This is a genomic window from Streptomyces xantholiticus (assembly GCF_014651015.1).
Taxonomy (GTDB): Bacteria; Actinomycetota; Actinomycetes; order Streptomycetales; family Streptomycetaceae; genus Streptomyces; species Streptomyces xantholiticus.
Genome location: NZ_BMWB01000001.1, coordinates 722,711 through 735,176 on the forward strand (window position 1 = coordinate 722,711; position 12,466 = coordinate 735,176).

General features: G+C 70.4%; 11 protein-coding genes. All 11 read left to right on the forward strand.

The window, feature by feature from the left end:
* The first annotated feature begins 6 nt into the window (after positions 1-6).
* Complete coding sequence (locus IE198_RS03420; RefSeq protein ID WP_189882387.1) at positions 7-1,275, forward strand: MCE family protein; 1,269 nt, start codon at positions 7-9, stop codon at positions 1,273-1,275.
* Positions 1,272-2,324, forward strand: a complete 1,053-nt coding sequence (locus tag IE198_RS03425; RefSeq protein WP_189882389.1) for an MCE family protein — start codon at positions 1,272-1,274, stop codon at positions 2,322-2,324. The genes IE198_RS03420 and IE198_RS03425 overlap by 4 nt, the downstream gene beginning before the upstream one ends.
* Complete coding sequence (locus IE198_RS03430; RefSeq protein ID WP_189882391.1) at positions 2,321-3,325, forward strand: MCE family protein; 1,005 nt, start codon at positions 2,321-2,323, stop codon at positions 3,323-3,325. The genes IE198_RS03425 and IE198_RS03430 overlap by 4 nt, the downstream gene beginning before the upstream one ends.
* Complete coding sequence (locus IE198_RS03435; RefSeq protein ID WP_189882393.1) at positions 3,322-4,479, forward strand: MCE family protein; 1,158 nt, start codon at positions 3,322-3,324, stop codon at positions 4,477-4,479. Before IE198_RS03430 ends, IE198_RS03435 begins: the two co-directional genes overlap by 4 nt.
* Positions 4,476-5,777 (forward strand): MCE family protein, encoded by a 1,302-nt coding sequence (locus IE198_RS03440; protein WP_189882395.1) that lies wholly within the window; start codon positions 4,476-4,478, stop codon positions 5,775-5,777. The genes IE198_RS03435 and IE198_RS03440 overlap by 4 nt, the downstream gene beginning before the upstream one ends.
* Complete coding sequence (locus tag IE198_RS03445; RefSeq protein ID WP_189882397.1) at positions 5,774-7,048, forward strand: MCE family protein; 1,275 nt, start codon at positions 5,774-5,776, stop codon at positions 7,046-7,048. Before IE198_RS03440 ends, IE198_RS03445 begins: the two co-directional genes overlap by 4 nt.
* Positions 7,045-7,737, forward strand: a complete 693-nt coding sequence (locus tag IE198_RS03450) for an Rv1363c family protein (RefSeq protein ID WP_373299750.1) — start codon at positions 7,045-7,047, stop codon at positions 7,735-7,737. The genes IE198_RS03445 and IE198_RS03450 overlap by 4 nt, the downstream gene beginning before the upstream one ends.
* 52 nt (positions 7,738-7,789) lie before the next feature.
* Positions 7,790-8,560: an Rv1363c family protein gene (locus IE198_RS03455; RefSeq protein ID WP_189882399.1), complete on the forward strand. Its 771-nt coding sequence runs from the start codon at positions 7,790-7,792 to the stop codon at positions 8,558-8,560.
* 200 nt (positions 8,561-8,760) lie between these two features.
* Positions 8,761-9,600 carry a TIM barrel protein gene (locus IE198_RS03460; RefSeq protein ID WP_189882401.1) on the forward strand — a complete coding sequence of 280 codons (840 nt, stop codon included), beginning with the start codon at positions 8,761-8,763 and terminating at the stop codon, positions 9,598-9,600.
* Positions 9,601-9,687: 87 nt separating this feature from the next.
* Entirely contained in the window at positions 9,688-10,581 is an 894-nt protein-coding gene (locus IE198_RS03465) for a 2-hydroxy-3-oxopropionate reductase (protein WP_189882403.1), read from the forward strand.
* 387 nt (positions 10,582-10,968) lie between these two features.
* Positions 10,969-12,426: a catalase gene (locus IE198_RS03470; protein ID WP_189882405.1), complete on the forward strand. Its 1,458-nt coding sequence runs from the start codon at positions 10,969-10,971 to the stop codon at positions 12,424-12,426.
* The last annotated feature ends 40 nt before the right edge of the window (positions 12,427-12,466 follow it).

The following is a 12,466-nucleotide window of genomic DNA, read 5'->3' on the forward strand; positions in this document are numbered from 1 at the left end:
GGGCCGATGAGTATCGAAGGAGGCGCCGCGGCGCGCAGTGGCCGGCTGCGGCTGTACGGCATCGTGTTCCTCGCCGTCATCGCCCTGCTGCTGTCGCTCTCCGTGGCCGCGTACCAGCAGGTGTTCACCTCGATCGTGCGCATCACGCTCGAGGCCGACACGCTCGGCAACCAGCTCGACCCGCGGGCCGACGTCAAACTGCGCGGACTGCTCGTCGGTGAGGTGCGCGAGGTGCGGGCCGACGGGGAGAAGGCGACGCTCGACATCGCCCTGAAGCCGGAGCATGTCGAACGGATCCCGGCCGAGGTGCAGGCACGCCTGCTGCCGAAGACGCTGTTCGGCGAGAAGTTCGTCGATCTGGTGGCGCCGCCCGGCTCGTCCGGTCGGCACATCCGTGCCGGTGACGTGATCACCCAGGACCGCACCAGGGCCGGCATCGAGATGCAGCACCTGATGAACGACCTGCTCCCGCTGCTGCGCACCGTGCGGCCCGCGGATCTCAACGCCACGCTGCACGCGTTCTCCACCGCACTGGAGGGGCGCGGCGACCGCATCGGCGACAACCTGGTCCGGCTGGAGCGCTATCTGCGCAAGCTCAACCCCCATATGCCGTCCATGCAGGAGGACATCTCCCGCTTCGCCGATGTCGCCGAGGTCTACGGGGACGCGGCACCCGACCTGATGAACATCCTGCGCAACTCCGTCACCACGAGCCGCACGATCGTGGCGAAGCGCGAGCAGCTGGCCGCCGCCCTGACGGGAACGGCGAAGGTCGCCGGCACGGCGGAGAAGTTCTTCGACGACAACGGCGAGCGGCTGATCACCCTGGGCCGTGTCTCCCGCCCCACCCTCGACCTCTTCGCCCGCTACTCGCCCGAGTACCCGTGCCTCCTGGACGGACTCGAGCGCCAGACCAGGGAGTCGGAGAAGGCGTTCAGGGGCGGCGAAATGCGCATCACCCTCGAATTCGTCCATCCGCGACCCGCGTACCGACCCGGTGAGGAACCGCGCTATGCCGAGCGCTCCGGCCCCAACTGCAGAAGCGTCCCCAACCCTTCCGTGCCGTCGGGACACACCAAGCTCGACGACGGTACGAAGGATGTCGCTGCCGGCGGCCCGCCCGGAGCCGGCCCGGTCTCCGCGACCGCGGCCGAACAGCGGGCCGTCGGCTCGCTGGTCGCGCCGGTCCTCGGAGTGTCCGCCGACCGGGTCCCCGCGGTGGCGACGCTGCTCTTCGGCCCCATGGCGCGCGGGACGGCGGTGACTGTGGCATGAAGGCATCAGGAGCCACCGCGACCGCGGCACCGCTGGTCAAGTTCATTCTCTTCGCCGTGGTGACGATCCTGGCGACGACGCTGCTCGCGGCGACGATCGTCAACCTCTCCTTCACCCCGGAGCACACCTACCGAGCGGTGTTCAGCGATGTCACCAGCCTGGAGGAGGGCGACGACATCCGCGTCGCGGGAGTGCGGGTCGGCGAGGTCGAGGCCATAAGGATCAAGGGGGACCGCATCAAGGACCGCACCCTGGCGGAGGTGACCTTCACCGTCTCCCACGACCGGCCGCTGCTTACCAGCACGGGTGCGGTCATCCGCTACCGGAGCCTGGTCGGCCAACGCTATCTGGCGCTCACCGAGGGCGCGGGCGACGGGACGAGGCTGAAGCCGGGCGGGACGATCCCGCTGGCGCGGACGCAGCCGGCGCTCGACCTCAACGCGCTGCTGGGCGGCTTCAAGCCGCTGTTCGCCGCGCTCAGCCCGAAGGACGTCAACCAGCTCGCGACCGAGATCATCAAGACGCTGCAGGGCGAGGGCGGAACGGTCAACAGCCTGCTCGCGCACACCGCGTCCCTGACCACGACCCTCGCCGACCGGGACGAGCTGATCGGATCGGTGATCGACAACCTCAACACCACGCTGCAGACCCTCGACAAGCGCGGCGCCCGGTTCTCCGGGCTGCTCAAGCAGCTGCAGCGGCTGATCTCCGGACTGTCCGCCGACCGCAAGCCGATCGGGTCCTCGCTGGAGAACATCGGCTTGCTGACCGAGGCGACCTCCGGTCTGCTCGAGGACGCCCGGCCGCCGCTGAAGGGCGACATCGCCGAGCTGAGGGACCTCACCAAGACGCTGAACGACAACGAGAAGACCGTGGAGGGCGTGCTGAAGCGGCTGCCGAACAAGCTCAACAAGCTGACCGGGACCGCCTCGTACGGCTCCTGGTTCAACTTCTACCTCTGTGACTTCGACGGCCGGATCGTGTTGCCGAAGACCCGAGAGGTGATCACTCCGGAGCTGCACGTGGCGCGGGCGAGGTGCGGCGGATGACGACACGGCTCCTGCCCAGGCTCGGCCCGTTCCGCGACAGGAACCCGGTGGTGATCGGCGCGGTCGGTCTCACCACGCTCGCCCTGCTGGCGACGGCCGCGTTCAACGCCGACGACCTGCCGGTCATCGGCAGCGGCGACACCTACAGCGCCGCGTTCTCGGAGGCCGGCGGGCTCAAGCCGGGCGACGACGTGCGCATCGCCGGGGTCAAGGTCGGCAAGGTCGACGAGGTCGATCTCGACGGCGACCATGTGAAGGTCGTCTTCCGCGTCAAGGGAGAGCCGGAGTTCGGCACGAGGACCGGCGCGGCCATCCGGATCAAGACGATCCTGGGCTCGAAGTACCTGGCCCTGCAGCCGAAGGGGTCCGGACAGCTGCGGCCCGGCAGCGAGATCCCGCTGGAGCGCACGACCCCGGCGTACGACGTCGTCCAGGCCTTCAGTGATCTGACGACCACCAGCGAAAAGGTCGACACCGAGCAGCTGGCGAAGGCCATGGACACCATCTCGACGACCTTCGAGGACTCGCCGGAGGAGGTACGGGCCTCGATCAAGGGACTGTCGAAGATCTCGAAGACGGTGGCCTCGCGTGACGAGGACCTGCGCGAGCTGCTGAAGCACGCCAACTCGGTCACCAAGGTGCTCGCGGAACGCTCCGGTGAGTTCACCACCCTGGTGAAGGACGGTGACGCACTCTTCAAGGAGATATCCCGTCGCCGGGCGGCCATCCATGCGCTCCTCAAGAGCTCGGCGGCGCTCGGCATCCAGCTGTCGGGCTTTGTCAAGGACAACGAGAAGGAGATAGGTCCGGCGCTCGAAGGGCTGAACCAGGTGGTGCGGATGCTGGAGCGCAACCAGGCCAGTCTCGACCGCAGCGTCGCCCTGCTCGCCCCCTACGTGCGGGTCTTCACCAACACCCTCGGCAACGGCCGCTGGTTCGACAGCTACATCCAGAACATGGTCGCCGCTCCGGTGGTCCCCCGGACAGGAGGGTCGCGATGAAGGGCCGCATCCGCTTCAACCCGAAGGGCCGTACGGCCCGGCTGACGGCCGCCGCCGTCGCCGCGGCGACGCTGGTCTGCGCCGCGGTCGTACTGTGGCCGCGCGAGGAACCGGTGCGCGTCACCGCATACTTCCCACGCACGGTGGGCATCTACCCGGGCTCCGACGTGCGGGTGCTCGGCGTACGCGTCGGTGAGGTCACCGAGATCGTCCCCGAGGGCGGGCGGGTGCGCGTGGAGCTCGAGTACGAACCCGGGCGCAGGATCCCGGCCGATGCCCGGGCCGCCATCATCAACTCCTCGGTCGTCAGCGACCGTTACGTGCAGATGCTGCCGGTGTACCGGAGCGGGCCCGTGATGCGCGACGGCGCGGTGATCCCTCAGAGCCGCACGGCGGTGCCGGTGGAGCTGGACCGGGTCTTCGACAGCCTGCACACGACGGCCGAGGCGCTCGGTCCGAAGGGCGCCAACAAGGACGGCTCGCTCTCGCGGCTGCTGGGGGTGAGCGCCGACAATCTCGACGGCCAGGGTGAACAGATGCACCGGACGGTGGAGGATCTGTCCCTCGCGGTCACCACACTGTCCGACGGCCGGAAGGACCTGTTCGGCACCGTACGCAATCTGCAGGTGTTCACCGCGGCGCTCGCCGCCGACGACAAGAGCGTGCGGTCGTTCAACGACAGTCTCGCCGCGGTCGCCGATCAGCTCGCCGGGGAGCGCAAGGACCTCGCGGCGGCGCTCAAGCACCTGGGGGTGGCGCTCGGGGACGTGTCGAGGTTCGTGAAGAACAACAAGAAGTCGCTGACCGAGGACGTGAAGGGGCTCAGCAAGGTCACCAAGGTGCTGGTCACCCAGCGGGCGGCGCTGGCGGAGCTGATGGATGTCGCGCCCACCGGCCTGTCGAACCTCCAGAACGCGTACAACCCCTCGTCGGGCACCCTCGACACCCGCAACAACCCCGACCATCCGCAGGACCCGGCGGCGCTGCTGTGCTCGCTGCTGAAGACCACCGGCGACGCGGGGGGCAAGAACCCCGACTGCGCGGAGCTGGACAAGCTGTTCGACTCGCTGCCCAAGGTGCCGCACGCCGGCCCCGTGTCGGGCACCGGCCAGGTCGACCGGACGCTCGGCGGAATCCTGGAGGCACGCGCATGAGTGCACCCCGCAGGCGCAGGGCCGTGGCCCTGGTGACGGCCATGGGCTCCGTGCTGCTCACCGGCTGTGAGTTCAACGGCCTGTACGACGTGAACCTGCCTGGCGGCGCGGCCGCCGACGGCAACGCCTACCAGGTGACGGCCGACTTCAGGGACGTCCTGGACCTGGTCCCGCAGTCGGCGGTGAAGGTCAACAACGTGACCGTGGGCGCGGTCGAGAAGGTGGAACTGGTCGGCTGGCACGCCCGGGTCCGGCTGCGCATCGCCGACGATGTGAAGCTGCCCGGCAACGCGATCGCCGAGCTGCGGCAGACCAGCATGCTCGGGGAGAAGTACGTGGCCCTGTCCCCGCCGGTGGGCGTCGAACCCAGCGGGCGGCTCACCGACGGTGCGCGCATCCCGCTGTCGCGCACCGGGCGCAACCCGGAGATCGAGGAGGTGCTCTCCGCTCTCTCCGCGCTGCTGAACGGCGGCGGTGTGGCGCAACTCAAGACGATCACCGTGGAGCTGAACAAGGCGCTGGAGGGCCGGGAGAACCGGGTCAAGGACCTGCTCGGCGAGCTGGACACGTTCATCGGCGGGCTCGACGAGCAGCGCAAGGAGATCGTCCGGGCGCTCGAGGGCATCGACCGGCTGGCGAAGCGTCTTGCTGCGGAGAAGAAGACGATCGCGCAGGCCGTGGACACCATGCCCGGCGCGCTGAAGGTACTGGCCGACCAGCGCCGCAATCTGACGGCGATGCTGACCTCCCTCTCGGAGCTCGGGAAGACGGGCACCAAGGTGATCGACACCTCCCGCGCGGACACGGTGGCCAACCTCAGGAGCCTGCAGCCGATCCTGCGGGAGCTGAACAAGGCCGGCAGCGATCTCCCCAACTCGCTGGAGATCCTGACGACCTATCCGTTCCCCCGGAACGCGACGGGCGCCATCAAGGGCGACTACGTCAACCTCAAGATCACCGCGGACCTGGACCTCGCGAGCATCTACGGCAACCTCGCGGAGGAACCGAAGAAGCCCGGCACCCCGCAGAAGCCCGGGCTGCCGGAGGTTCCCGGCACGCCCGACCTGCCCGGGGTGCCCGGCCTGCCGGACGCACCTCTGCCGAGCGGGCCCCCCTCGGTTCCCGGCGCACCGACGCCGGGCGCTCCCACGTCCCCCGGTGGCGACGGACCGCTGTGTCCGCCGGTGTGCACCGGCAGCCACGCCTCCTACGAGGAGGCGTCCGGCGACGGACGCCGGCTGCCCGCGGGGATCGATCTGGCACTGGCCGAGCTGATGCTGAAGGGGATGCAGCCGTGATCACACCTACGGTCAGGGCCCAGTTGATCGCCTTCGCCGCGGTCACCGCCGTCGGGTGCTCGTACGTCGGCGCCCAGTACACCGGCCTGGTGGACAGCCTGCTGGACCGCGGATACACCGTGCGGGCCGACTTCGCCGACTCCGGCGGCATCTTCCAGGGCGCCGAGGTCACCTACCGGGGCGTTCCGGTGGGCCGGGTCGGTGAGCTGCGGCTCGCCGGCGCGGACGGTGTCTCGGTGGCGCTGGACATCGAGGACGGGACCCGGATACCGGCGGACACGCTGGCCGTGGTGGCGAACCGTTCCGCGGTCGGCGAGCAGTACGTCGACCTCCAGCCCCGCCGCTCCGGCGGCCCGTATCTGCGCCAGGGCAGCGAGATCCCGCGCGCCGACACCAGGGTCCCGCTGCCCACGACGGCGCCCATCCTCAGCCTGGACCGGCTGGTGAACTCGGTCGGCAAGGACGATCTGCGGGTCACGGTCGACGAACTCGGCAAGGCCTTCGCCGGCACCGGGCCGCATCTGAGCAAGCTGGTGGACTCCGGAAACCTGCTGGTCGAGTCGGCCTCCGAGAACCTTCCCGAGACGACCTCGCTCATCGAGGACTCGCGGGTGGTGCTGAAGACCCAGAGTGACAAGGGCTCGGCGATCACATCGTTCTCCCGAGACCTGGCCGCGCTGACCGCGGAGCTGAAGGCGCGAGACGGCGATCTGAGGCGGCTGGTCGGCAACAGCGCCCCGGCGGCACAGGAGGTCGACTCGCTGCTGAAGTCCAACGAGACGCATCTGCCGGTGCTGCTCTCCAATCTGATCAGCGGCGGCCAGGTCACCGTGGCCCGCCTGCCCGGGGTGGAGCAGGCACTGGTGACGTTCCCGGTGATCGTCGCCGGCAGCTACACCGTGATCCCCGGCGACGGCACCACCCACTTCGGCATGGTCGTGAACGCCGACGACCCGCCGCCGTGCCGCCAGGGATACGGCACCCAGCGGCGTGACCCGGCGGACACCTCTCAGCGGCCCGCCAACACCGGGGCACGCTGCACCGAGCCGCGTGGCAGCGGTACCTCGGTGCGCGGCGCCCAGAACGCGCCCGGCCCCTCCTCGGGGTCGGGCGGCGCACGGCAGGCGGCGCACGTCACCCCGTACGACCCGGAGACCGGCACCCTCGCCGGGCCGGGCGGCACGCTCGTCGAGATCGGCTCGACGGGCGGCGAACAGAGCACGTTCGGAAAGGACTCGTGGCAATGGCTGCTCGTGGGACCGATGGCATGAGCGCGGACGACGCACGCGAGGACGCGGCACGGGCGGACGACGCTCCTGCGGACGAGGCGCACGCGGTCGCCGCAGGTGCGGACGACGGACGTGAGGAGCAGGCGCGAACGGACGGCGCACCCGCAGAGAACGCGCGCGCCGACCGGACACGGCGGCCGGGACTGCCCGCGCCGCTGCGGCGGCTCGGCGGCAGGCTGGCCACCGCGGCGAGGCGCGGCAGGGCGCTGCCGGCGACGCTCGCCGTGGCCACCGTCGCGGTGACGGCCCTCAGCGGCTGGCTGTGCGTCGAGGTGTACGAGCAGCGCGCGCAGGCGCAGCGGCACCAGGACATCCTGGCCGCCGCCCGCCAGTCGGCGCTGAACTTCACCTCGCTGGACTACCGGCACTACGACCGGGACAGCAAGAACGTGCTGAAAGGCGCGACCGGCGACTTCAAGGAGCAGTTCGCCTCGCAGACCGCCGAGTTGACGAAGCTGGTCGCGGCCAACAGGTCGGTCTCGGAGGGGCAGGTGCTCGAGGCGGGCATCGCGCGGGCCGACGAGCGCTCGGCGCGGGTGCTGGTGGTCGCCGACAGCAAGGTGACCAACACCGCCGCGCCCGAGGGGCAGTCCCGCACCTATCGGCTGCAGCTCGACCTTGTGCTCGAGCGGGGCCGCTGGCTGACGTCCAATGTCGAGTTCGTCGGCTGATCCGGCGGCCCGCCCGACCGCACCCGTACGAAAAGCAGTGAGGAGCAAGACCGTGGCGAAGGCGACGATCCGGGGCCGTGGCTCCACCTCTCCCGGCGGCCGTTCCATGACGGCGGCCGCACGCGCGGCGTCCAAGCGGTCGGAGCGTGTCCGGCCCGGCCCCGACGGCCCGGTCGTTCTCGATGCGCCCCGCGCCCCCGTGAGGGAGCGCCTCGAGGCCCCCGACGACGCGTCGCAGGCGCGCCGGGACGAGAATCAGCATGTCGGTCCCGTCGTGGTGGCCGAGGAGACCACGGCGGCCTCTTCGGAACGCCGTCGGAGGCGGCGCGGGCGGCTCTGCGCGCTGCTCGCCGTCCTGACGGTGCTGGCGCTTGCCGCGGCCGGCGTGCTGGCGTGGGAGTACGCCGAGGGGCGGCGTACCGACGCGGCGCGCGGTCAGGCTCAGGCGGCGGCGCGGAAGGCGGCGCCGGTGGTGCTGTCGTACGACTACCGCCGGCTGGACGAGGACTTCGCCGCGGCGCGTGGGCATCTGACGGGTGCCTTCAAGGAGGAGTACGGCCGGACCACCGACAAGGTGGTGGCGCCGACGGCGAAGAAGTACCACGGCGTCGTCAAGGCGAGTGTGGTGAGCCCGCCGGGCGGCGGTGAGCCCGCGACGTCGGTGGTGTCCGTGTCGCCGGACCGTGCCGTGGTGCTGCTCTTCGTCAACCAGGTCACCACCAGTACCCAGGTCACCGGCTCACGGGTCGACCTGAACCGGGTCCGGATGACGATGACCCGTACGTCCGGCGGCTGGAAGGTGAGTGCCGTCGACGCGCTCTGAGAGACCACCCCGACGCGGAGGGACGCCCCCGACCCTCCGCATGCCTCCCGAGCTGGGACGGAAGAAGGCCTGACCCGCCTTCCGACGCCCCGCTCGGGAGGCTCTTTTTTGTGGGCGCTCTTGACAGCCACCACCACACCCGGAGATTATTCCGTCAGACAGAAAGAGACTTCCGCAATACGGAAGGGGCGCAAACCCCCATGGGATACAGCGACCACCGCTTCGACGTGAACCTCTCGATCCTCTTCGCGGAACTCCCGCTGCTGGAGCGCCCCGCGGCCGCCGCCGCGGCCGGCTTCACGGCGGTCGAGCTGTGGTGGCCGTGGATCGAGACCCCCGCCCCTGCGCAGGAGGAGCTCGACGCGCTGGGGAAGGCGCTCGACGAAGCCGGCACCCAGCTGGTGGGCCTGAACTTCTACGCCGGGCAGTTGCCCGGCCCCGACCGCGGCGCACTCTCCGTGCCGGGTGACGAGTCCGACCGCTTCCGCGCCAACATCGAGGTCGCGGCCGACTTCGCCGCCTCGGTCGGCTGCAAGGCGCTCAACGCCCTCTACGGCAACCGCGTCGAGGGCGCCGACCCGCAGGTCCAGGACACCCTCGCCCTGGAGAACCTGGTCCTCGCGGCCCGCGCCGCCGACCACGTCGGTGCGATCCTGCTGGTCGAGACCCTCAACAAGCCGGAGTCGCCGCTGTATCCGCTGGTCAGTGCCCCGGCCGCGATCGAGGTAATCGACAGGGTCAACGCCGCGACCGGCCTCGGCAACGCCAAGTTCCTGCTGGACATCTACCACCTGTCCATGAACGGCGAGGACGTCTCCCAGGTCATCGAGGCGTACGCCGACAAGACCGGCCACGTGCAGATCGCCGACAACCCCGGCCGCGGCGCGCCCGGCACCGGCTCACTGCCGCTCGAGCAGCTCCTCGACGAGCTGAGGACGGCCGGCTACCAGGGCTGGGTCGGCCTGGAGTACAAGGCCGGCGACCGCCCGAGCACCGAGTCCTTCGACTGGCTGCCGACCGCCGACCGCGCGGCGCGCTGACGCGCCCGGCGCGCCGACCGCCGGCCGCGCCCCTGTCCCGGTGCAGCGCCGGCCTCACCACGCACACCCCGCAGAGAGGTACCCCCGATGAGCACCCCCCTCCCCAAGATCGCTTGGATCGGCCTCGGCATCATGGGCTCCCCCATGTCCGAGAACCTGCTGAAGGCCGGCTTTTCCGTCACCGGCTACACCCTCGAGCAGGACAAGCTGGACCGCCTCGCCGCGGCCGGCGGCACCGCAGCCGGCTCGATCGCCGAGGCCGTCGAGGACGCCGACGTGATCGTCACCATGGTCCCCGCGTCCCCGCAGGTCGAGGCCATCGCCTACGGCCCCGACGGCATCCTGGAGAACGCCCGGCAGGGCGCGCTGCTGATCGACATGTCGTCGATCACGCCGCAGACCTCCGTCGACCTGGCGAAGAACGCCGCCGCCAAGGGCATCCGCGTCCTCGACGCCCCCGTCTCCGGCGGCGAGGCCGGCGCCATCGAGGCCGTGCTGTCCATCATGGTCGGCGGCGACCAGGCCGACTTCGACAGCGCCAAGCCGATCCTCGAGGCCCTCGGCAAGACCATCGTGCTGTGCGGCCCACACGGCTCCGGACAGACGGTGAAGGCCGCCAACCAGCTGATCGTCGCCGTCAACATCCAGGCGTGCGCGGAGGCCGTGGTCTTCCTGGAGAAGTCCGGCGTCAACCTCCGGGCGGCGCTCGACGTCCTGGGCGGCGGTCTGGCCGGCTCGACGGTGCTGACCCGCAAGAAGGACAACTTCCTGAACCGGGACTTCAAGCCCGGCTTCCGGATCGACCTGCATCACAAGGACATGGGCATCGTCACCGACGCCGCTCGCAACGTGGGCGCCGCGCTGCCCGTCGGCGCGGTCGTCGCCCAACTGGTCGCCTCCCTGCGCGCCCAGGGCGACGGCGGCCTGGACCACTCGGCCCTGCTGCGCTCCGTCGAGCGCCTCTCGGGCTCCGAGGTCTGACAGTCCGCTCCCTGACCGACCGGGCACGGCCCCCGTCCCGGCCGGCCTCTTCAGGTCGCGTCCCTGGGCCTGAGCCGCTCACTCGGCCGTGACCGGCTCAGCCGACCTGCCCACTGCGTGATCAGCCACCCACCGGGCCCCAGCCAACGAAGCCCGCCCCTGTCCAGGCTGACCACGGCGCCGGGCTGCGGGAGACCCCTGCCCGGGCGAGTCACGCCCCGCAAGCTTCCGGCCGGTGTCCGGCGCTGACACCTGTCCTGTCGCGCCCAGGCGCCGGCACCGGCCGGAACCTCCCCCTCAAATTCAACAAACTGTTGACGTTTCGTTCGGCTCGTATCTACGCTCCTCGAACCGTCACCCAGTGCAGCTCCCGTACGGAAGGTCACGATGTCGAAGCGCGTGCTTACGACCGAGTCCGGCGCCCCCGTCGCCGACAACCAGAACTCCGCCACCGCCGGCGTCGGTGGCCCCATCCTCCTGCAGGACCAGCACCTGCTGGAGAAGCTCGCGCGCTTCAACCGAGAGCGCATCCCGGAGCGCGTGGTGCACGCCCGCGGCTCCGGCGCGTACGGGTACTTCGATGTGACCGACGACGTCACCGGCTTCACGAAGGCCGCCTTCCTCTCCGAGGTCGGCAGGCGCACCGAGACCTTCGTCCGCTTCTCCACCGTCGCCGACTCGCTCGGCGGTGCGGACGCGGTGCGCGACCCGCGCGGCTTCGCGCTGAAGTTCTACACCGAGGAGGGCAACTACGACCTCGTCGGCAACAACACCCCGGTGTTCTTCATCAAGGACCCCATCAAGTTCCCCGACTTCATCCACTCCCAGAAGCGGGACCCTTTCACGGGCCGTCAGGAGCCGGACAACGTCTGGGACTTCTGGGCGCACTCCCCCGAGGCGACGCACCAGATCACCTGGCTGATGGGCGACCGTGGCATCCCCGCCTCGTACCGCCACATGAACGGTTACGGCTCGCACACCTACCAGTGGACCAACGAGGCGGGCGAGGCCTTCTTCGTGAAGTACCACTTCAGGACCAACCAGGGCGTGCGTTCGCTCTCCTCCGAGCAGGCCGCGGAACTCGTCGGCAAGGACGCCAACTCCCACCAGACGGACCTCCTTCAGGCCATCGAGCGCGGGGTGAACCCGTCCTGGACCCTGTACGTGCAGGTCATGCCGGCGGCGGAGGCGGCCGACTACCGCTTCAACCCGTTCGACCTGACCAAGGTGTGGCCGCACGCCGACTACCCGCTGCAGCGGGTGGGCCGCCTGGTGCTCGACCGCAACCCCGACAACGTCTTCGCCGAGGTCGAGCAGGCCGCGTTCTCCCCGAACAACTTCGTTCCCGGCATCGGTCCTTCGCCGGACAAGATGCTCCAGGGCCGGCTGTTCGCGTACGCCGACGCCCACCGCTACCGCCTCGGCGTGAACCACACGCAGCTGCCGGTGAACGCGCCGAAGGCCACGTCCGCGGACAACTACGGCCGCGACGGCCTGATGGCCACCCGCCACGGCTCGCGCCACGACAAGAACTACGAGCCCAACTCCTACGCGGGCCCCGCCCAGACGGACGCCGCGCTGTCGGCACCGCTGGCCGTCCACGGCTGGACCGGCACCCACGCCGCCCCCGCGCACGTCAAGGACGACGACTTCTTCCAGGCCGGCGAGCTCTACCGGCTCATGTCGCAAGAGGAGAAGGCGCGTCTTGTCGCCAACATCGCCGGCGGTCTGTCACAGGTCACCCGCGACGACGTGATCGAGAAGAACCTGGCCCACTTCCGCGCCGCCGACGCCGACTACGGCAAGCGCGTGGAGGAGGCGGTCCGCGCGCTGCGCGAGGACTGACCGCAGGACCGCGCCCGGGGAGTGACGGGAGGTCACCCCC